18 protein-coding genes and 1 pseudogene are annotated in these 20,161 nt (G+C 73.4%); 8 read left to right on the forward strand and 11 right to left on the reverse strand.

What is annotated here, in order from left to right:
• Window positions 1-118: 118 nt before the first annotated feature.
• Window positions 119-1,885 (reverse strand): DUF2264 domain-containing protein, encoded by a 1,767-nt coding sequence (locus ACZ7P3_RS37865; protein ID WP_472088771.1) that lies wholly within the window; start codon window positions 1,883-1,885, stop codon window positions 119-121.
• A gap of 158 nt (window positions 1,886-2,043) precedes the next feature.
• Window positions 2,044-2,259 (reverse strand): hypothetical protein, encoded by a 216-nt coding sequence (locus tag ACZ7P3_RS37870; protein ID WP_472088773.1) that lies wholly within the window; start codon window positions 2,257-2,259, stop codon window positions 2,044-2,046.
• Between the two features lie 388 nt (window positions 2,260-2,647).
• On the opposite strand from ACZ7P3_RS37870, the gene mmuM reads away from it, so the two are divergent.
• Window positions 2,648-3,583, forward strand: a complete 936-nt coding sequence (gene mmuM / locus ACZ7P3_RS37875; RefSeq protein ID WP_472088774.1) for a homocysteine S-methyltransferase — start codon at window positions 2,648-2,650, stop codon at window positions 3,581-3,583.
• A gap of 472 nt (window positions 3,584-4,055) precedes the next feature.
• Here mmuM and ACZ7P3_RS37880 read toward each other — a convergent pair whose 3' ends face one another.
• A complete protein-coding gene (locus ACZ7P3_RS37880) occupies window positions 4,056-5,624 on the reverse strand; it encodes a carboxylesterase/lipase family protein (RefSeq protein WP_472088776.1) in 1,569 nt (522 codons plus the stop codon).
• A 456-nt stretch (window positions 5,625-6,080) separates the two neighbouring features.
• On the opposite strand from ACZ7P3_RS37880, the gene ACZ7P3_RS37885 reads away from it, so the two are divergent.
• The gene (locus tag ACZ7P3_RS37885) at window positions 6,081-6,284 is read left to right on the forward strand and encodes a hypothetical protein (protein ID WP_472088778.1); all 204 of its coding nucleotides are present in this window, start codon (window positions 6,081-6,083) and stop codon (window positions 6,282-6,284) included.
• 80 nt (window positions 6,285-6,364) lie between these two features.
• Here ACZ7P3_RS37885 and ACZ7P3_RS37890 read toward each other — a convergent pair whose 3' ends face one another.
• From ACZ7P3_RS37890 to ACZ7P3_RS37900, 3 genes are all read right to left on the reverse strand, one after another.
• A complete protein-coding gene (locus ACZ7P3_RS37890; protein ID WP_472088780.1) occupies window positions 6,365-6,643 on the reverse strand; it encodes a hypothetical protein in 279 nt (92 codons plus the stop codon).
• On the reverse strand, window positions 6,640-7,503 hold the full coding sequence (locus ACZ7P3_RS37895) for an isocitrate lyase/PEP mutase family protein (RefSeq protein ID WP_472088782.1): 864 nt from the start codon (window positions 7,501-7,503) through the stop codon (window positions 6,640-6,642). The genes ACZ7P3_RS37890 and ACZ7P3_RS37895 overlap by 4 nt, the downstream gene beginning before the upstream one ends.
• 157 nt (window positions 7,504-7,660) lie before the next feature.
• The gene (locus tag ACZ7P3_RS37900) at window positions 7,661-8,311 is read right to left on the reverse strand and encodes a ThuA domain-containing protein (RefSeq protein ID WP_472088784.1); all 651 of its coding nucleotides are present in this window, start codon (window positions 8,309-8,311) and stop codon (window positions 7,661-7,663) included.
• Between the two features lie 147 nt (window positions 8,312-8,458).
• On the opposite strand from ACZ7P3_RS37900, the gene ACZ7P3_RS37905 reads away from it, so the two are divergent.
• Together ACZ7P3_RS37905 and ACZ7P3_RS37910 are read left to right on the forward strand one after the other, a co-directional pair.
• A complete protein-coding gene (locus ACZ7P3_RS37905) occupies window positions 8,459-9,091 on the forward strand; it encodes a VOC family protein (RefSeq protein WP_472088786.1) in 633 nt (210 codons plus the stop codon).
• Window positions 9,092-9,317: 226 nt separating this feature from the next.
• Window positions 9,318-9,779, forward strand: a complete 462-nt coding sequence (locus tag ACZ7P3_RS37910) for a VOC family protein (protein ID WP_472088787.1) — start codon at window positions 9,318-9,320, stop codon at window positions 9,777-9,779.
• On the opposite strand, the gene ACZ7P3_RS37915 is transcribed toward ACZ7P3_RS37910, so the two are convergent.
• From ACZ7P3_RS37915 to ACZ7P3_RS37930, 4 genes and pseudogenes are all read right to left on the reverse strand, one after another.
• The gene (locus ACZ7P3_RS37915; protein ID WP_472088789.1) at window positions 9,776-10,885 is read right to left on the reverse strand and encodes a hypothetical protein; all 1,110 of its coding nucleotides are present in this window, start codon (window positions 10,883-10,885) and stop codon (window positions 9,776-9,778) included. The genes ACZ7P3_RS37910 and ACZ7P3_RS37915 overlap by 4 nt on opposite strands.
• A gap of 97 nt (window positions 10,886-10,982) precedes the next feature.
• Window positions 10,983-11,332: pseudogene (locus ACZ7P3_RS37920) on the reverse strand (transposase); the annotation flags it as partial.
• A 91-nt stretch (window positions 11,333-11,423) separates the two neighbouring features.
• Window positions 11,424-12,107, reverse strand: a complete 684-nt coding sequence (locus ACZ7P3_RS37925; RefSeq protein ID WP_472088790.1) for a helix-turn-helix domain-containing protein — start codon at window positions 12,105-12,107, stop codon at window positions 11,424-11,426.
• A gap of 10 nt (window positions 12,108-12,117) precedes the next feature.
• On the reverse strand, window positions 12,118-13,068 hold the full coding sequence (locus tag ACZ7P3_RS37930) for an AraC family transcriptional regulator (RefSeq protein ID WP_472088820.1): 951 nt from the start codon (window positions 13,066-13,068) through the stop codon (window positions 12,118-12,120).
• Window positions 13,069-13,173: 105 nt separating this feature from the next.
• Here ACZ7P3_RS37930 and ACZ7P3_RS37935 point away from each other — a divergent pair, with 105 nt between their 5' ends.
• Window positions 13,174-14,019: a Rossmann-fold NAD(P)-binding domain-containing protein gene (locus ACZ7P3_RS37935; protein ID WP_472088792.1), complete on the forward strand. Its 846-nt coding sequence runs from the start codon at window positions 13,174-13,176 to the stop codon at window positions 14,017-14,019.
• A gap of 282 nt (window positions 14,020-14,301) precedes the next feature.
• Here ACZ7P3_RS37935 and ACZ7P3_RS37940 read toward each other — a convergent pair whose 3' ends face one another.
• The gene (locus ACZ7P3_RS37940; RefSeq protein WP_472088794.1) at window positions 14,302-15,459 is read right to left on the reverse strand and encodes a YihY/virulence factor BrkB family protein; all 1,158 of its coding nucleotides are present in this window, start codon (window positions 15,457-15,459) and stop codon (window positions 14,302-14,304) included.
• A gap of 129 nt (window positions 15,460-15,588) precedes the next feature.
• Here ACZ7P3_RS37940 and ACZ7P3_RS37945 point away from each other — a divergent pair, with 129 nt between their 5' ends.
• The 3 genes from ACZ7P3_RS37945 to ACZ7P3_RS37955 all read left to right on the forward strand — a co-directional run bounded on the left by ACZ7P3_RS37945 (window position 15,589) and on the right by ACZ7P3_RS37955 (window position 20,107).
• A complete protein-coding gene (locus ACZ7P3_RS37945; protein ID WP_472088795.1) occupies window positions 15,589-17,241 on the forward strand; it encodes an acyl-CoA dehydrogenase family protein in 1,653 nt (550 codons plus the stop codon).
• A gap of 323 nt (window positions 17,242-17,564) precedes the next feature.
• Window positions 17,565-18,839, forward strand: coding sequence for a helix-turn-helix domain-containing protein (locus ACZ7P3_RS37950; RefSeq protein ID WP_472088796.1), 1,275 nt, complete (start codon window positions 17,565-17,567; stop codon window positions 18,837-18,839).
• 542 nt (window positions 18,840-19,381) lie between these two features.
• The gene (locus tag ACZ7P3_RS37955) at window positions 19,382-20,107 is read left to right on the forward strand and encodes a dienelactone hydrolase family protein (RefSeq protein WP_472088798.1); all 726 of its coding nucleotides are present in this window, start codon (window positions 19,382-19,384) and stop codon (window positions 20,105-20,107) included.
• The last annotated feature ends 54 nt before the right edge of the window (window positions 20,108-20,161 follow it).

A 20,161-nucleotide genomic window follows, 5' to 3' on the forward strand; every position in this document is an offset into this window, starting at 1 on the left:
GCGCGTACGGACCGAGCCGGACGCCAGCACTGCTGGAGCCGCCGAACCCGTGCGCGTGCGGGCGGAGCCGGGCGCCGGCGTTGCTGGAGCCGGTCGCCGGCCGGGTGGCGGGCGACCGCTACTGGGACGTGTCGCTGACCTCCGCGGGCCAGGACGTTTGCACCCGGCCGGGCGTCACCGACCACGACGAGGCGGCGGAGCGCTCGTCCGGGGCCGTGAAGCGGAAGTGCCGGGTCCGCCCCGTGGCCCAGCGGACCCGCAGGTCGTAGTCCCCCTGTACCTCCACGGTCACCAGGTCCGCGAGGGGCAGGGGGTCGGGTTCCGCGGTCAGCCGGGCGAGCGCGACGAACAGGGTGGGCGCGGCACCGGTCACGCCCGAGAGCGCGGCCCCCTCCGACAGGCCGTGGACCGGCGCCAGTTCGGCCGACTCGTCCGCTCCCGGCGCCCACCCCGTGATGTGCACCTCGGTGCCGGGAGCCGCTCCGGCCACCAGATGGGCCCTCACCTCCACCGCGCCGTCGGCCAGGACGAGACTGGTCACCTGCGCTCCGCGGCCCACCGGGTGGCGGGAGGCCGCCCAGTCCTCCCCGACACCCAGCGGCACGATGCCCGTGCGGGCAGGGTCACCGCCGACCATGACGATGTTGTCGGGCGGCGACCCGAGGGGCCGGGTCACCGTGGAGTACGCGAACCGCGTGTAGTGGGGGTCGTAGCGGACGTCCTCACTGCCGTGGTTGTGCAGTCGGACCACGCCGTCCGAACGCGTCGACTGCAGCAGCCAGTTGGGGCCCGGCAGCGGTGTCACCGCGTCGGCGCGCTCCGCCGGGCCCGGCTCCTCGGCCGCGGTCCACACCTCGTGTTCCGGGGGCAGCAGGAGGCCGAGGAAGCCCTTGCTCGCCCAGTAGGGCGAGGCCGGACCCGAGTAGCTCTGCAGGACCGCCGCGTCGGGGCCGTGCCAGCCGAGGGTCAGCAGCCCGCGGGAGTCCACGGCCCCCCGGTCCAGGAAGTACTTCAGCGCTCCGGAGGCCAGCCGCCGCGTCTGTCCCGCCGCCAGCGGCGTACGGCCCGTGAGCGCGCCCAGCCACAGCGGGACCGTCGCGGCGAACCGGTACGTCAGCGAGCGGCCCTGGTGCACAGGCGCGCCGTCGGCGCCGAACAGGCGGGCGTAGTCCGCGAGATGGCGTTCCAGCCGGTCGCCGTAGCGCGTCAGCAGTTCGGCGTCGCCGGCCAGCCAGGCGTGCAGCACCGGGTACAGGTGCATCGCCCAGCCGTTGTAGTAGTCGAACTTGCGGCCGTCCCCGTCGGTGTACCAGCCGTCGCCGACGTACCACTGCTCGATGCGTTCCAGGCCGCGGTCGACCGCCTTGCGGGCGGCCTCGGGTTCGTGGTCGATCTCCGCGAGGAAGCCGCCCACGGTGACCGGGAACAACTCCCAGTTGCAGGGCCAGGGTTCGGCGGTGAGCGCGTCCGCGAGCCAGGCGGCCGTCCGCTCGCGCACGCGCTGGTCCAGGCGGTCCCACAGCAGTGGCCGGGTCAGCCGCAGGGCGAGGGCGATCGAGGCGGCCTCGACCAGGGGCTGACTGCGGTCGGCGACCTGCGGCCAGACACCGCCGGGGCCGGCCGTGAGGCCCTCGGCATAGCGGCCGAGCACGGTCTCGTCCCGGCGGAACGCGGCCAGCAGGAGCGTACGGGCGTACCCCTCCAGGCCGTCGGAGAGGTGTCCGGAGTGGCTCACGTGGTCGCCGGGGAGGTGGTAGAGGGCACGGTCGGGGGTGGCGCAGGGCTCCACGGCGGCGAGCAGGGCGTCGGCGGCGGTCTCCCAGTGGGCGCGGGTGTAGCCGGTGCGAGGGCTCGTGCAGCGGTCGTCGGCGGGCAGTTCGAGCACGGCGGTGACTCTCCTTCCTGGCGGGCCGGGGCGCCTGGGTCCGGCCGGCCGGTGCGCCCGGACTCCGACGGGCCGGGGACACCCGGGTCCGGTCGGCCGGGGGCCCGGACCGCGGCGAACCTGGGACGCCCCGGTTCCGGTCGGGGCGCCCCAGGGACTCATCCCACCCGCGCGGCGCCCTTCGGCGCCGGATGCCGGGCGGGAAGTCGGTCGCGGACCGGTCTCGCAGGGACGGTGACGCCGTGCACGGAGGCGCCGGTGCCGTGCCGCGGGCCGCTCGGCGAGGGGCCGGGCTCCTCGCCGTGGAGGCGGAGCGCCTTCGCCGTCATCGGCGCGGCGGCTGCGGCTGCGGCTGCGGCTGCGGCACGTCTCATCGCGGCTCCTCCCTCGGTCGGGCCTCGGCCGGTCGGGCCTCGGCCGGTCGAGCCTCGGACGGTCGGGCCTCGGTCGATCCGACGGTCGGGCCTGGGCCGATCCTGAACCGTACCGCCTTCAGCAAGCGCTTTCTAGGCTCTGTATGGATTTCACGAGATTCCCAACTCGGTTCCCACGAAGGCACTTTCGCGAAGGTCGGTCCGACTGCCGACCTGCCGACACGTGTACCCCGTATCCCGTATCCCGCACTCCGCACTCCGCACCCCGGACCCAGGACCCCGCGCCCCACGGATTCCGAAAGAGGCGCCAAGGCGCATCCGGACTGCCCCTCGCTCACCTGCTGGACGCCGGGATCCGTTTCCGCGCCGTCTGGACTAGCGTCGTGACATGGCCAGCACCACCTCCCCCAGCCTCGCCGCAGCCCTCGCCGCCGGGACACTCGTACTCGACGGCGGCATGTCCAACCAGCTGGTGTCGGCCGGGCACGACCTGAGCGACGAACTGTGGTCGGCGCGGCTGCTCGCCGAACGGCCCGAGGCGGTCACCGACGCACACCTCGCTTACTTCACCGCGGGCGCGGATGTCACGATCACCGCGAGCTATCAGGCCACCTTCGAGGGCTTCGGCCGGCGCGGGATCGGTCGCGAGGAGGCCGCGCGGCTGCTGACGTCGAGTGTGGAACTGGCCCGTGCCGCGGCCCGGCAGGCCCAGGAGGCCGGGGCCTCGCGGCCGCTGTGGGTGGCGGCGTCGGTCGGACCGTACGGGGCGATGCTCGCGGACGGGTCCGAGTACCGGGGGCGGTACGGGCTGAGCGTCGAGGAGCTGGAGCGGTTCCACCGGCCCCGGATCGAGGTGCTGGCCGCCGCGGCACCGGACGTCCTGGCGCTGGAGACGGTGCCGGACGCGGAGGAGGCGGCGGCGCTGGTGCGGGCGGTGCGGGGGCTGGGGGTCCCGGCATGGCTTTCGTACACCGTCGACGGTCGGCGGACCCGGGCCGGGCAGCCGCTCGAAGAGGCCTTCGCGCCGGCCGCCGACGCGGACGAGGTGATCGCGGTCGGCGTGAACTGCTGCGCCCCGCAGGACGTGGAGCGCGCGGCCGGGATCGCGGCCCGGGTGACGGGCAAGCCGGTCGTCGTCTATCCCAACAGCGGGGAGGTCTGGGACGCCGGGGCCCGGGCCTGGAAGGGGCGGGCCACCTTCGGCGCCGAACAGGTCAAGGGCTGGCAGGACGCGGGGGCCCGGCTGATCGGAGGGTGCTGCCGGGTGGGCCCGGAGGCGATCGCGGCGATCGCGGGCGCCGTGAGGTCCGCCGGCTCGTCGTAGAGGGGTCTGCCGCCGCAGGGGGTTGTGCCGCACTCAGGTTCTGCCGCCGCAGGGGGTTGTGCCGCACTCAAGTTCTGCCGCCGCAGGAGGTTCTGCCGCACTCAGGTTCTGCCGCCGCAGGAGGTTCTGCCGCACTCAGGTTCTGCCGCCGCAGGAGGTTCTGCCGCACTCAGGTTCTGCCGCCGTCAGGGGGTTCTGGCACAGGGCGTTGTGGCACAGACACCTCTACCGAAGGCCGTTCTGGCGCAGAAGGTTCCACCGCAAGGCGTTCTCCCATAGAGGGTTCTGCCGCCCTCAGGTCCTGCCGCCTTCAGGTCCTGCCGCCTTCAGGGGGTTCTGCCACAGGGCGTTCTCCCGTAGAGGGTTCTGGCGTCAGGCGGCTGTGGGCCTGGCCGGCGTCGGCCGGTCGCGCGGTTTCCGGTCCCGGTGCGCGTCGGCCTCCGCCTTCCGTCGGCAGGCGGCCGCAGGCCGTTCAGTGGCGCCGGGCGCCGACCGAGCGGCGCAGGCGGCGCACCGTCGAGGCGAGTTCGGCTCCGGGGGCACGGATGTCGGAGGCGGACGCCGGCTCCGGGACGGTGGGGGCGGCCGCCCACAGGGCGATCTCCGCGTCCCGTGGACCAGGGACGGTGTGCGGGACACCTTCGCCGAAGATCCGTACCGGATGGCGGGCGTCCCAGCTCTCCCAGCCGGGATCACCGGTCGCGGCGAACCGCACCCAGGCCGCATGCATCTCATCGCACAGCTCCTGCGGAGCCCCGTCGCCGGCCAGTTTGGCCGACTCCGGCACATCGCCGGTGTCGAAGACGAATCCCAGCTCCAGGGCGTGGCAGGCGCCGAGGCCGGGGAGGCGGGACGGCCAGGCGAACTCGTAGAGGTACGAGGTGCCGGGGCGGGCGTCGGCCAGCCGGTGCAGGGGGATGCGCAACAGGTGGTCGGTGACCATCTGGCCGACGATCTCGGCGGTGCCGGTCTCCGGGTGCAGGGCGCGGTAGCCGCGCGGCACCTCGTGGCCGACGTGACAGCGGGCCATGGCGCCGGCCAGGGCGACCGGGCCGAGCCGGTCGACGGGCTCCAGGAGTCCGCCGGGCACCAGCCACAGCCGGTACTCGTCCCGGGTCCAGCCCATGAGCAGGTCGAGGCCCCGACCGGCCTCGCCGTCGATCAGCGCCTGCAGCGGGTCGCGGGGTACGAGGTCGCCGTCCACGACGATGCCGAAGGCGGGGCCGCCCAGCACGGGGCTGCTCAGCCGTCCCACCTCGACCTGGGTGCGCAGCAGCAGGTCGCGGTCGACGGCGGCGAAGGCCTCGGCGGTGGCGGGGATCCTCAGCCGGGTCGCCATGCGCCGGACCATGCGCCGCACCTTGTCCCGCTCGGAGGCCTCCGGCGCTCCGCTCTGCAGGACCGCCCGGCGTACGAGGCCCTGGGCTCCGGGCGCGGCGATCAGGGCGCCGGTACTGATCGCACCGGCCGACTGTCCGCACAGGGTGACGTTGCCGGGGTCGCCGCCGAAGGCCGCGATCGTCTCGTGGACCCAGCGCAGGGCGGCGAGCTGGTCGCGCAGGCCGGGGTTGGGGGGCGCGTCCGGGAACAGTCCGTAGCCCTCGACACCCAGCCGGTAGTTGACCGAGACGCAGACGACGCCGTCACGGGCGAAGGTGCGGCCGTCGTAGACCGGGACGGCCGAGGATCCCCTGGTCAGCGCGCCGCCGTGCAGCCAGACGAGCACCGGGAGCCGGGCTCCGGGGCCCGGCTCGGGGGTCCATACGTTGAGGTTGAGGCAGTCCTCGCCTGCGATGACGGGGTCGGCCAGGTACTGGGCGAACGCATCCGAGTACGGCGGTTTCGGCGCGGTGGGCCCGAAGGCACCGGCGTCGCGCACCCCGTCCCAGGGCTCGGGCGGCCCGGGCGGCCGGAAGCGCCGGGGGCCCACGGGCGGGGCGGCGTAGGGGATGCCCCGGAACACCGCGATGCCCCGCTCGTACCGGCCGCGTACGGCCCCGTGGCCGGTTATGACCACGGGGCCACTCTGGTCTGCCGTCATCGCCCACCAGCCCTTCGCCGTGCGCGTGCACCTGTCATTCCAGAGCACCACATCGCGCGGACGTATTCCGGTGCACAGACTCTGCGCTGCGCTGTTCGGGGTACAGGAAGAGGTCCGGGCGGTGGCCTCCGCCCGCATCCCGCGCGCAGCGCTCCGTGCGGCCTTCCACGTGGGCTTCCGTCCAACCCTCCGTACAACCCTCCGTGCGGCCTTCCGAGCGGCCTTCTGTACAACCCTCCGTGCGGCTTTCCGTACGCCCTTCGATGCGGCCTTCCCTGTGGGCTTGCCCGCGGCCGTCCCCATGGGCTTGCCCGCGGCCTTCCGTGCGGAGTTCCGCAGAGCCCGGCCGCCCCTCGCCGGGTGCATCATCGCGGCCCGCGTCCCCTGGCCTTTCCCGCGCGCCGCCCGTTCGGCCGCAGCGCGGTGACCGCTCCAGCCGAGGGCCGTTGACGGAGCATGCATCCCACCCTGCGCATCGCAGCGGCCCTCGCCGTGGCCGCGGCCGGCCTGGTCACCGCCTACGGCACGGTCCAGGACGCCGTCCGCACCGTCGCCCCCGCCCAGCACCGCACCGCGGCGGCCGTCCCCGGCGACGGACACGACCCGAAGGAGGACGTCGAACTCGACGAGAACGGCCGCCCGGACCTGGGCGAGGATTGAGCCGAGCCCCCGGAGCCGGACGGCGCGACGGCCGGGCACCTCCCGCACGGGGTGCCCGGCCGTCGCCCTGCTGCTCCCGCTCAGTCCTCCCCGTCGCCGTCGCGTGCTCCGAAGATGGCCTGCACCACGTCCACGGCGCTGCCGTCGTGATCGCTCCCCGCCGTGCCGCTGCCCGTCTGGACGTTGCCCGCGCGGTCGATCTCCAGGGTCGAGTCCGTCTCCGAGCTGTCCGTGCCCTTCTGCGAGTTGTCGATGACGGTGATCAGGCCGCCGTTGGCGACCGCGGGCACGGCAGCGGCGCCCAGGAGCGACACCGCGAGCATCGCGGCCGCCCAGAGGCGGATGACGGCGCCCCTCATACGCCCACGCCCTCGGTCTGGCGCCGGTCGGGGTCGATGTTGCGCTCCAGCAGACTGGTCGACGCCTTGACGCCGATCCCGCTCGCCGGGTCCACCTGGGCCAGACGGCCGTCGGCCGCCTTGAGCTCGGCGAGCGCGGTGTCCATCGCCTCGTGGGCGGCGAACAGGCAGGGGGTGCTGTAGATCGCGACGTCCACCCCGAGGTCGGACAGCTCGCCCAGCGACAGGCGCGGCGACTTGCCGCCGGCGATCTGGTTGAACAGCAGCGGCTTGTCCCCGACCACCTTGCGGATGCGGTCGATCCACTCGACGCTGCGCACCCCGTCGACCAGGACCACGTCGGCGTCGGTCGCGGCGAGCCGCTCGGCCCGGTGCAGGATGTCGTGCTCGTCGGTGGCGTCCGTCCGGGCGACCACGACCAGGTCGTTGCGCGTCTCCAGGACCCGCTCGAGCTTCTCCAGGTACTCGTCCAGCGGCAGCACCTGCTTGCCGTCGGCGTGCCCGCAGCGGCGGGGCCGCTTCTGGTCCTCCAGGATCACCCCGGAGGCGCCGGTCCTCTCCAGCCCCTCCACGACGTGGCAGGCCACCTCGGGGTCGACGTAGCCGTCGTCGATGTCCACCAGCAGATGGTGGTGCGGGAACGCACCCCGCAGCCGCTGCACGAAGGCCACCATGTCCGGCCAGGCGATGAAACCGATGTCCGGCAGCCCGTAGTACGAGGCCGCGAAGCCGAAGCCCGAGACGAACATCCCGTCGTAGTGCTTGGCCGCGATCGAGGCCGAGTACATGTCATATACGCCGATCAGCGGTGTCGTCCCGGGCCCGGCGATCCGCTCGCGCAGCTTTTTCCCGTAAGTCAAGGTCCGGCTCCTCCTGTGGGTGGGTGACGCGGGCGGGGTGAGCCGTCGCGTCTCGGCGCCCTTTGCCAAGACAAGAGCATCTCTAGATATGCACGTGACCTGTTATCTACGCGAGCTTTACTCACTCGAATGGCGGAGCGGGTTCACCGCAGAAACGTCACTCGGGGCACCGCCCCGCCCAGGCCGTCCCGCCGCCCAGATGAGCCAGGAAGGCCGGATCACGGTAGGCGTCGGAGGCGTGGCCGAGCGCTGTATAGAACACGCGTCCGGCGCCCTGCTCGCGGCACCAGGCCAGCGGATGGTCGGCGCCCATCCCCCCGCCCTCGTACGACGTCTCGTCGGCGCGCAGCAGCACCCGCACGCGCCCGCGCGGGTTGGCCCGGAAGTCGTACCACTCGTCGGTGACGTCCCAGACGGCGGGCAGATGCCGGGTCGCGGGGTGGTCCGGATCCTCCACGACGGCCCTGCCGGGCTGGTACTCGGGGTGCCGGGCGAAGCGGGCGCCGAGGAGTTCGCCGTAGTACGGCCACCCGTACTCGGTGCAGGCGGCCGCGTGCACCCCGGCGAAGCCGCCGCCCGACTCGACGTATTCCACGAGCCGTTCGCGTCCGGCCGGGGTCAGCACGTCACCGCTGGTGGAGAGGAAGACGACGGCGGCATACTCGCCGAGCGGGCGTTCCAGGTCCCTGGGGTCCTCGGTGTGCTCGACGGTGAACTCCCCCAGCGAGCGAAGGACGTCGACGGCGTGGGGAAGGGAGTCGTGGCGGTAGTCGGTGGTGCGGGTGAAGACCAGCAGACGGGGAGTCATGTGATCGGAGTTCACCGTTCCGGGACGGGAGCAACGCTGCGCGTCCATCATGACGCACACGGGCGGCGGAAGCTGCCCGGCGACCGCCGAGGCGCACCCGGCGCGGGTGTTCCGCGCGGCGTCCCCATTCCCGTAACCTCCCCCGGAATGAAGCCCATTCCTCCGCTGCTGGACCACCTCGTCCTCGCCACACCCGATCTCGCCGCGACCGTCGCCGACTTCGCCCGGCGGACCGGTGTCACGCCCGCACACGGTGGGGTGCATGTCGGGCTGGGTACGCGGAACTACCTGGTCGCGTTGGGCGGCCGGAGCTACCTGGAGATCATCGGGCCCGATCCGGAGCAGCCGGAACCCGTGGAGCTGCGGCCGTTCGGGGTCGACCGGCCGGCCGGAGCGCGCACGGTGACCTGGGCGATCAGCCCGCCCCGCCTGGAGGCCGCGATCACGGCCGCCCGTGCGCAGGGGTACGACCCGGGCCCGGTCCACCCCATGAGCCGCCGCACCCCCGACGGCACCCTGCTCCGGTGGCGGCTGACCGACAGCGGCACCGCGCACCCCTCCGGGCCGGTCCCGTTCCTCATCGACTGGGGCGACTCGCCGCACCCGGCGGCCTCGGGTCTGCCCGTCACCCCGCTGCTGGAGGTGACAGCGACGGCGCCCGCACCGGACGAGCTCCGCTCCCTGCTGTCCGCGCTGGGCACCGAACTCACGGTCGAGGAGGGGCCGTTCGCGATCTCCTTCACCGTACGGACACCTCACGGCCCGGAAACCTTCGGCTGAGTTCCTGAGTCCTGAGCGCGAGCCCCTGACCCCGAGCCCTGAGCCCGAGCCCCTGACCCCGAGCCCTGAGCCCGAGCCCCTGGCCCTGAGCCCTGAGTCCTGAGCCCGAGCCCCTGCCCCCGAGCCCCGCGCCCCTGGAGCAGGCGGAGGTCCCGCCGCACCCGGGCGTGGACACCGCGTCCGATTCCTTCAAGACCGGGGCCCGCCGGCTGCCTACGGTGGGCCCATGACTCCACGATTCGCCGTGATCGGCCTGGTGGCCTCCGACCTGGCCGCCTCGCTCGCCTTCTACCGTCGCCTCGGACTGGTCTTCCCCGCAGGGGCCGAGGAACAGCCGCATGTCGAGGCCGAGTTGCCCGGTGGTCCGGTGCTCGCGCTGGACACCGAGGAGACCGTCCGCTCGTTCCACTCCGGGTGGCGCCCGCCCGCCGGCGGGGGCCGGGTCGGGCTCGCCTTCCGGTGCGGGTCGCCGGCCGAGGTCGACACCGTGTACGAGGACCTGGTGGGCGCCGGGTACCACGGGGAACTGAAGCCGTGGGACGCCTTCTGGGGGCAGCGGTACGCCACTGTGCACGACCCCGACGGGAACGGCGTCGACCTGTTCGCACCGCTGGGGCCTGTTCTCGGTTGTGATCATGTGGTTGAGGTGAGGAGCTTCAACCACATGATCAGCACCTCGAACAGCTAGGCGAGCGGCAGGGTCAGTACGTAGTCCGCGCCGCCCGCCGCTACCAGGTGGCCTGCGTGGTAGGTGAGCTCCCCGGGGATCGTGCACGGTATCGACATGGCGTCCACGGGGTGGTGGGGCATCGTGCAGCGGTTCGAGGACGGGTAGTGGGTGTCCTCCTTGGCGACGGCTCGTGCGCTGCCGGGGCGCACATGGAGGACGTACTCGTTGCTGGGGCTGTAGACACGGGCGTAGACGCCGTCGGCGCCGTCATCGGTGAGCCATCCCACCTTCAGTGAGGCCAGCTTCTCGGACACGCCCTCGGCTGTCGCAGGCAGTGCCGGGCGGCTGACGGTGCCGTCGGGGGCGACGGTGCGCAGGCCGGCAAGTGTCTGGGCGTGGAAGGGGCCGGAGGCCGTCCATACGGTGCCCGACCGGTTCACGGCGCCGACCTCCATCAGCGTGTTGGCGTTCTCCTTGCCGCCCGAGGCGGGCAGTTGGAGGAGGCGGGTCAGCCGGCCGTCCTTGAGGGACCACATGACGTCGGTGTCGACGAGCACGAGGGAGCCGTCGGGACGGACGCCCGCGAGCCACGGGGCGTTGTAGCCGGCGTGGACGGTACCGACCGGCGCGGAGGCCGGCACCTTGGTGCCCACCTTGCGGTCTTCCGCCGCGAAGGCGGCCACCACCTGGGACGAGCCGTCGGGCCGCCACCGCAGGACGTCGGTGCCGCGGACGGTGAGGAAGGTCCCACCAGGCTCGGCGACCAGGCCGTGGTTCTCCCAGTCCCCCGACTTGCCTCCGCTGATGTCGGTGGCGTGTATCGTGCGGTCGGCGTCGAACCGCAGCAGGTAGGCGGTCATGACGCGCAGCCGCCCGTCGGAGCCGTAGGCGATGCCGGTGGCGTCCGTGTTGAGGGCGTAAAGGGCGCTGACGACGTCGGAGGGCAGCTTGCGCATCGCCGCGGTGTCGTCCACGTCCCACCTGAACAGCTCCGCTGCCTGGCCCTTGTGTGGCGTCGGTGTCTTGCTGCCGCCGCAGCCTGCCACACCGGCCAGCGCGACCAGGGCCAGCGCCACACCGAGGGCGCCGTTACGAGTACGCCGCCGACCGATCCGATTCCGCATACGTGCGTGCCCCCCAGGCTCCGCCAGCCCACGTGAGCCGACATCAGGTGAGACGCGGGAGAAGCGCGGGGCGTTCCCGAGCGACACTCGGTTGTGATCAATGAGCTGGTAGGAGGCTGGCGATCCAGATCGTCGCGGCGCGAAGGTGCACTCCGGCGAGGTAGCTCTCGGGGTCTTGTCGTATCGCGTCGCGATGCCTCGCCAGGTCTTGAGCTTGTTGATGGTGCGCTCGACGGTGTTGCGGTCGCGGTAGAGATCCGCGTCGTGGGCAACAGGCCGACCGCCCCGGCTGCCCTTCTTCGCGCGGTTCGCGGCTTGGTCTCTCTTCTCCGGGATGACCGCCTTGATGCGGCGCTTGCGCAGATGGGTGCGGTTGGCACGGGAGGAGTAAGCCCTGTCTCCCGCGACCGCGGTGGGCCGGGTGCGAGGACGGCCGACCGGAAGCCTGCTGCTTTGGAGAAGGCGGGCCTGGAAGCGGAGGAGACAGCCCGAAAAAAAGGGGGCGAAGCCGAAGGAGCATCACAACCGAGAACAGGCCCTAGCCGCGCAGTAGCTCTCCGAGCGTCGCTCCGGCCAACTCCCGCACGTCGCGGGCGAGGTGGGGCTGGTCCGCGTAACCGGCGCGGGCCGCCGTCTCGGCGTACGGGACTCCGGAGCGGGCCAGGGCCAGGGCGCGCTGCAGACGCAGGACACGGGCGAGGGTCTTGGGTCCGTACCCGAACGCGGTCAGGCAGCGGCGGTGCAACTGGCGGGTGCCGATGCCGAGTTCGCCGGCCGCCTGTGCCACCGGGCGGCCCGCGTCCAGGCACCCCACCAGGCGGCGCAACAGCGGGTCGGGGGCCGCGGACCGTGCGGCCCGGTCCAGGGCGAGGTCCTCCAGGGCCGTCGCCGGATCGGGCGCCGCCGCGATGCGGTCGCGCAGCCGCCGCACCCGGGCGGCGGGCCACAGGTCGGCCAACTCGACCCGGGTGTCGCGCAGTTCGTGTGCCGCGACGCCGAGCAGGGTGGGCGCGGTGCCGGGGAAGAAGCGGATGCCCGCCCAGGCGCGGGGCGGCCCGGCGGGGACGTACGCGCGCGTGTCGGGTCCGGCGACCAGCAGCCGGCCCTCGCTGTACAGCAGATCCATGCAGCCGTCGGGCAGCACCGGCCGGACGGCGGGATCCTCCGGGGTGCGCCGCCAGACCACCGCGCCGGTCAGCCGGGACGGCCGCTCCTCGTACACGTACGCCAGGCTACGCCGCCCGTGCGCGGTGCTCCTGCGGGCTGACCCCGTACACCCGCTTGAAGGCGCTGGAGAGGGCGAAGGCGCTGCCGTAGCCGACCCGGCGGGCGATGGCGGCGAGGGTGTCCTCGGTGTCACGGAGGCGGTCGGCGGCCAGCGCCAGGCGCCAGGCGGTGAGGTGGGTCATCGGGGGCTCGCCGACCAGGTCGGTGAAGCGGCGGGCCAGGGCCGCGCGCGACACCCCGGCCTTGGCGGCGAGCCCCGCCACCGTCCAGGGGTGCGCCGGATCGTCCTGGATCAGACGCAGGGCGCGGCCGACGACCGGATCGCCGAGCGCCCGGTACCAGGAGGGTGCGGCCGCCTCGGGACGGGCGAACCAGGCCCGCAGCGCGCTGATGACCAGCAGGTCGAGCAGGCGGTCCAGGACCACCTCCTGGCCGGGCTCGTCCCGGACGACCTCCTCCATGAGCAGCGGGGTGAGCGGGCACTGCCACACCTCGGCCGGAAGGGTCAGCAGCGGCGGAAGGGCGTCCAGCAGCCGGTTGCTGATCTCGCCCTGCATCAGATAGGTGCCGATCAGCATCACCGTCGGGGCGTCCGGGCGGTCGCCCCAGGTGCGCACGCCGAGGTCCATCGAGCCGTTCAGGGAGCTGCCGTCCGGGTAGCGGCACTCGCCGCCCGGCAGGATCAGGGCCTGCGGGGCGGTGCCGGGCGCGTCGGCGCAGGTGTACGGGTCGGGGCCGCGCGCGACGGCCAGGTCGCCGGGCCGCAGCCGCACCTGCGCGCCGCCGCCGTCGGGCGTGATCCATGCGTCGCCGCGGGCCATCAGCATCACCGTCAGCGGGGCCCGGTCCTCCACGCGCACCGCCCACGGCGGCTCGAAGCACGCGCGGATCATGAAGGCGCCACGCGCGCGCGGGCCGTCGAGCAGGACCCCGAGGGGATCCCCCCGCGTGAGCATCGCCGAACGTGGCGGAGCGTCCATGAGGTCAGCGTAGACGCGCGCGCATGCCCGTGAGCCGCTCGGCGATGGTTCCTTGCCCGGGACGGCAGTTGACTGGCCGGCATGACGCAGAACACGGGTGGGACACAGGGATCGACGGTGGTGGTGACCGGCGCGTCCGGTCGTACGGGCAGTCGCGTGGCCGAGGCGGCACGCGCGGCCGGGATGAACGTCCGCGCGGCCTCGCGGGCACAGGGCTTCGACTGGCGGGACCGCTCGACGTGGGCGGGCGTGCTGCGCGGCGCCGACGCGGCCTATCTGGTGTACCCCTCCGACGTGGGGGCACCGGACGCGGCGGACGCGGTCGGGCGCCTGGCCGCCGAGGCCGTCGGTCTGGGGGTGCGGCGGCTGGTGCTGCTGTCGGCGCGGGGCGAGGAGCAGGCGCGCCCGGCCGAGGAGGCGCTGCGCTCGTCGGGGGCGCGGTGGACGGTCGTACGGGCCGCGTGGTTCGCGCAGAACTTCAGTGAGGGTCCGCTGGTGGCCGAGCTCCGGGAGTACGGGGAGCTGGTGTTCCCGGGGGGCGCGGTGCGGGAGCCGTTCATCGACGTGCGGGACATCGCGGACGTGGTGGTGGCGGCGCTCACCGCGGGCGACCGGTACGCCGGGCAGGTGCTGGAGGTGTCCGGGCCGCGGCTGCTGGGCTTCGGCGAGGCGGTCGCGGAGATCGCGGCGGCGACGGGGCGGGCGCTGTCGTACCGGGCGGTGCCGGCGAAGGAGTACGGGGAGCGGCTGGCCGGCTTCGGGGTACCCCCCGAGGAGCTGGGCTTCGTGGTGGACCTCTTCGAGTCCCTGCTCGACGGCCGCAACGCCCACCTGTCGGACGGCGTACGCCGGGTGCTCGGCCGTGAGCCGCGCGACTTCGCCGACTTCGCGCGGGAGGCCGCGTCGGCGGGAACGTGGCAGAGCTGACACCGACGGACGGGCACGGCTCCATCGCATCGGGGGCACGGCTCGGCGGCACGGCTCCATCGGGGTGCGCTTCGACAGGCACGGCTCCGTCGCGGGTGCGCTTCGGCAGGCACGGTGCCATCAGGGGCGCTTCGACAGGCACGGCTCCGTCGGGGTGCGCTTCGACAGGCGCGGCTCCGTCGCGGGTGGAGGCCTGCGGGACGGGTGGGGCTCGGTCGCCGGAGCCGGCGGGACGGTCGTGTCCGCCGACGAAGTGGGGCGGCCGCCACCGGCGGGGGTGCCTCACTTCGTGTGCGGTGAGGTGTCCCCGTTGTTCTTGTGGGCGTGGTGGTGCGGGTTCTTCGCGTGGGTGCGCAGGCGGGCCGTGACGTCCTCCGGGGGGAGGAAGCGCGACCAGCGCTCGGGGAACTCGGAGGGCATGTCGGGGTCGTCGGGGTCGGCCTCGCGGGCCGCGGCGGCCCGGGCGACGTACTCGACGACCTGGGCCTCGCGCAGCCGCTCGTTGGCCTCGCGGGCGGCGGCCGTGGCCGCGGCCGGCCAGACCCGGTCGATGGCGGCGTTCACCGCGGCGCCGACGAGCACGGCGAAGGCGGACACACCGATCCACAGGAGGACGGCGACGGAGGCGGCGAGGGAGCCGTAGATCGTGGCGCCCTCGATGGTGTTGGTCAGGTAGATCCGCAGCAGGAAGCTGCCGAGGACCCACATGGCGAGGGCGACCAGGGCGCCGGGCACGTCCTCGATCCACGGGGAGCGGACGGGCACGGACACGTGGTACAGGGTCGTCAGGAAGACGATGGACAGGACAATGACGACCGGCCAGTACAGGACCTGGACCACCGTCTCCGACCAGGGCACGATCCGCACCACCGCGTCCGGTCCTGCCACCATCAGCGGCAGCGCGACCGAGCCGATCAGCAGGGCCACGATGAACAGCAGGAAGGACATCATCCGGGTCTTGACGATGCCGCGGACGCCGTCGAGGCCGTACATGACGGTGATCGTGTCGATGAAGACGTTCACCGCGCGGGAGCCCGACCACAGGGCGAAGAGGAAGCCGATGGAGATGACGTCCGGCCGGCCGCCCTTCATCACGTCGTGCAGGATCGGCTCGGCGATCTCCTTCACGCCCTTGTCCGACAGGACCGTGCGGGAGGCCTCCAGGAGGTTGGTCTCCAGGCTCTGGATGGTGTCCGCACCGGTCCAGGCGTCCACATAGCCGAGCAGACCGATGAGGCTCAGCAGCAGCGGCGGCACGGACAGCAGGGTGAAGAAGGCCGCCTCGGCCGCCAGGCCCAGGATGCGGTACTCCATACAGGAGTTGACGGTGTCCTTCAGCAGCAGCCAGGCGGTCCGGCGCTTGGAGACGTTCCGGTAGAGGGCTCTGGCCCGGTGGAGCCGGCCCGGGGGCCGCTCGGGGGTTTCACTTCCTGGCTGCACGACCTAACGGTATCCGCCATACCCGGCCGTCCTCACCTTCCGGGGCCGGTGACCGGCGCCGACGCATCCGCGGGCGGTGCTGTGCCACTCTGGAAGCCCGTCGCCGCCGTCCCGGGTAGGTTCGCAATCATGGCAGGCAACTCCACCCACACCGTGACGAACCAGCCTCCCGCGCTGGTGGGCTACGACCTCTTCACCGCCGACCGGGCCCTGGTGGAGGCGGTCGAGCGGCACACCGCCGCGGACGTGCTGGACGAGGTGCGCGACGAGCTGTCCACGCTCGGCCGGGCCTCGGGCTCGGAGCAGGTGCAGGAGTGGGGGGTGCAGGCGAACGAGCACCCGCCGCGACTGCGCACACACGACCGGTACGGCCACCGGATCGACGAGGTGGACTTCCACCCGGCCTGGCACCGGCTGCTCGGCAAGGGTGTCGGGGCCGGGCTGACCGGCGCCTGGACACGGCCCGCCGGGCATGTGCGCCGGGCGGCCGGCTTCCTGATCTGGACGCAGGCCGAGGCGGGCAACTGCTGCCCGCTGTCGATGACGCACGCGGCCGTGCCCGCGCTGCGGGCCGACCCGGCGCTTGCGGCCGAGTGGGAGCCGCGGCTGACGTCCACGGTCTACGACCGTGCGCTGCGGCCCGCCGCGCAGAAGCCCGGCGCCATCTTCGGCATGGCCATGACGGAGAAGCAGGGCGGCAGCGACGTACGGGCGAACACCACCGAGGCCCGGCCGCTCGCCGAGGCCGGGACGTACACGCTGACCGGGCACAAGTGGTTCTGCTCGGCGCCGATGTCGGACGGCTTCCTGGTGCTCGCCCAGGCATCCCCCTCCCCCGGCCCCGGAGGGCTCACCTGCTTCCTCGTCCCGCGCGTCCTCGCCGACGGCACCCGCAACACGTTCCTGCTGCAGCGGCTCAAGGACAAGCTGGGCAACCGGTCCAACGCCTCCGCCGAGGTCGAGTTCGACGGCACCTGGGCCCGGCGGGTCGGTGAGGAGGGCCGCGGGGTGCGCACCATCATCGAGATGGTCGCCGCGACCCGGCTGGACTGCGCGCTCGGCTCGGCCGGCCTGATGCGGCAGGCGGTGGCGCAGGCGGTCCACCACTGCACCTACCGGGAGGCCTTCGGCGGCCGGCTGCTCGACAAGCCGCTGATGCGCAACGTACTGGCCGACCTGGCGCTGGAGTCCGAGGCCGCGACCACGCTGTCCCTCAGACTCGCGGCCGCCTACGACGACGGAGGCGAGCAGGAGCGCGCCTTCCTGCGGCTCGCGGTGCCGGCCGCCAAGTACTGGATCACCAAGCGCTGCGCACCGGTGGCCGTGGAGGCCGCCGAGTGCCTGGGCGGCAACGGGTACGTCGAGGAGTCGGGGCTGCCCCGGCTGGTGCGCGAGTCGCCGCTGAACTCCGTCTGGGAAGGCGCCGGGAACGTGCAGGCGCTGGACGTGCTGCGGGCGCTGCGGCGCGAGCCGGGCGCACTGGACGCCTGCCTCACCGAGATCGGCCGGGCACACGGCGCCGACCACCGGCTGGACCGGGCGGTGAAGGACCTGTTCACCGAACTCGCCGACCTGGACGGCATCGAGGGCCGGGCCCGGCGGCTGGTCGAACGCCTCGCACTGGTGCTCCAAGGCTCACTCCTGGTGCGGTACGCCCCGCCGGAGGTCGCCGACGCCTTCTGTGCCTCCCGGCTCGGCGGCGACCGCGGAGCCGCCTTCGGCACCCTGCCGAGGGGCCTGGACCTGGCATCGGTGGTGGAGCGGGCCCGGCCGGTGTCCTGAACCGGCTGACCTGCGCTTTTCTGCACCGCCGGCGCGAGGGTGGTGCTGCGCCGACACGGCACCACCCCCGCCTCTCGGGCCCGTTGGAGGCCACGAACGCCGCCCGGAGGCGGCGTTCGTGGTCAAGTCTCAGCCACCCTCGTACGGTTCACCAGGGTTGCAAGGGGTTGCAACTTGTCGGGGTCCGTGCGCGGAGTGTGTGCCTCCGGCATGGTCCGGACGGCAATATGAGAGACACAGCCGGACCGGAAACCGCCGCCGGAACGGCTTGACAAGTGTGTTCGATGCCCTTCCTCGGGAGGACCCCAGTGGTGAACCCGCCGATGAACCTGGCGCGCCTGGCCGCCGTGGACGCGGCGCAGGCGGCGCGGATGCTGAGCGAGCTGCGCGAGGCCACACTCGCCGGACAACGTGCGCGGATCGCACCCCGGCCGGAGATCGAGCAGTCCTGGGGACGGATGCTGCGCAACGGCGTCGACCCCGACCACGACTTCAGATCCCGGCCGCTGTCCCTGGACGAAGTGCGGCGCAGACGGGAGGAGTCACCCCTCAGGCACATCCTCCCGGTGCTGCGCGAAGGTCTGCTTTCGGTCGCGGACGTGGCCCAGCACATCATGGTCGTCGCGGACGCCGAGGGGCGCGTGCTGTGGCGGGAGGGCTCCCCACAGGTCCTGCGCAAGGCCGACAGCCTCGGGTTCCTGCTCGGCGCCGACTGGCGCGAAGACGTCGTCGGCACCAACGGCGTGGGCACCCCGGCGGTGGTACGGCGGCCCGTGCAGGTCTTCGCCGCCGAGCACTTCGTCCGTTCGCACGCCTCCTGGACCTGCACGGGCGCCCCGATCACCGACCCCCGGGACGGCCGGCTCATCGGCGTGGTGGACGTGAGCGGCCCGTTGGAGACCATGCATCCGGCGACCCTCGCCTGGGTGGACTCGGTCGCCAAGCTCGCCGAGGCCCGTCTGCGCGAGCTGCACCAGGCCTCGCTGGAGCAACTGCGCACGATGGCCGCGCCGGTGCTGGCCCGGCTGACCGGGCGGGCGCTGGTGGTCGACCGGGACGGCTGGGCGGCCGCCGTGACCGGGATGCCCTATGTACGGCGTCTCGCGCTGCCCAAGTCCCTGACACCCGGCCGCCGGTGGCTGCCCGCGCTGGGCCCGTGCTCGGTGGAGCCGCTGGCCGGGGGCTGGCTGCTGCGCACGGCCGAGGAGTCGCCGGCGCCGGGCGCCACCCGGATCGCGCTGGATCTGAGCCGGCCGGCCCGCAGCTCGGTGACCGTGTCCGCCGCCGCGGGCTCCTGGTCGCGCGAACTCAGTCCCCGGCACGCCGAGTTGCTCTACCTGCTCGCGGAGCACCGCCGCGGGCGCAGCGCGGCGGGCCTCGCCGAGGATCTGTTCGGCGACCCCTCAAGGACCGTGACCGTAAGGGCCGAAATGTCCAGAATCCGGCGATACCTCGGTGATCTTCTGCAACACCGGCCGTATCGTTTCTGCGAGGACGTCGAGGTCGAGCTACTGCTGCCCGGCGACCTCCGAGACCTGCTGCCCCAGTCGACGGCACCGGCGGTGGCGCGGCGCAGGACGGCGCCCGGGAACGGCTGATGTGCGGGAGCGGTCGCCCGGTGATCGCCGGACGCGGCCTGCAACACGCCACGGGCCCGGGCACCCTTCCGCTGCGTCGTCGGGCGAACCGGCTCCCGGCTCCACGGCTTCCGCCGCCCACGCGTCCGCCGGGAACGACGCAACGACGACGTCGTCCGGATCGAGGGGGAAGCGCGGTCGGTCCGCACGTCCCGTGCCGCGTCAACAGCGATGACAGAGATCGCTCGTTGCGGTGGTCTGCGGCCCGGTGGCCGCCCAGGCGCGTCGAGCGGCGCGCGGGCTCGGGCGCCGGCCTCCGGCGGGCCGCGGCGCCCTCGCCCCTCTCGGCGAAGGCATCCAGCAGGGTGGCCTGCGCGACCGCATGCCGCGGCGGGCCAAGGAGGAGACGCCCCCTCTCCAGCTGCGGACACCCGGAGGTCCGATCGCACGGGCGTCCCCCGACGGGCACCTGAGGTCGGCCTGCGGGCGGCGCGGCTGAACGCGACGTACGGTCAGCGCGGTGTCGCCGTCGAGGCCTTCGGCGATCGCTACAGTCCGGTCTCATGACGACGGTTACGACCCGCACGGTCGAGTATCCGGCCGACGGCCTGACGATGAGGGGGCACCTCGCGCTCCCCGCCGGCACCGACCGCCGGCCCGCGGTCCTGGTCGGGCCCGAGGGGCCGGGGCTGAACGACTTCCAGCGCCGCCGGGCCGACACCCTGGCCGAGCTGGGGTACGTGGCGTTGGCCTTCGACATCAACGGCGGGCGCTGGTTCACCGACCCGGAGGAGATGCTGGCACACGTGACCCCCTTGCTCGCCGACCCCGACCGGATACGGGGTATCGGCCACGCGGCGCTCGACGTGTTGCGCGCCGAACCGCGGACCGACCCCGACCGGATCGCCGCCGTCGGCTACGGCACCGGCGGAGCGATCGTGCTGGAACTCGGGCGCGACGGCGTCGACCTGCGGGCGATCGGGACGGTCAACGCACTGACCACGGGCCGGCCGGGCGAGGCGGCGCGCATTCGCTGCCCGGTGTGGGCCGGGGTCGGATCAAAGGACCCGATCATGCCGCCCGCGCAACGGGACGCGTTCACGGCCGAGATAGAGGCCGCCGGCGTCGACTGGCGCCTCGTGGTCTACGGCGGCGCCTTGCACGCCTTCCACCATCCACCGGTCGACCAGGCCGTGCTCCCCGGCGTCGGCCACCACCCGCGGCACGCGCAGCGAGCCTGGCGCGATGTCGTCGACCTGCTCGCCGAGTGCCTGCCCGTGACGCACTGACAGGGTCGGGACACCCTGTCCCGACCCTGTCGCCACAACGCCTGAAGGAAGTGA

Source organism: Streptomyces sp. NPDC107581, assembly GCF_055657175.1.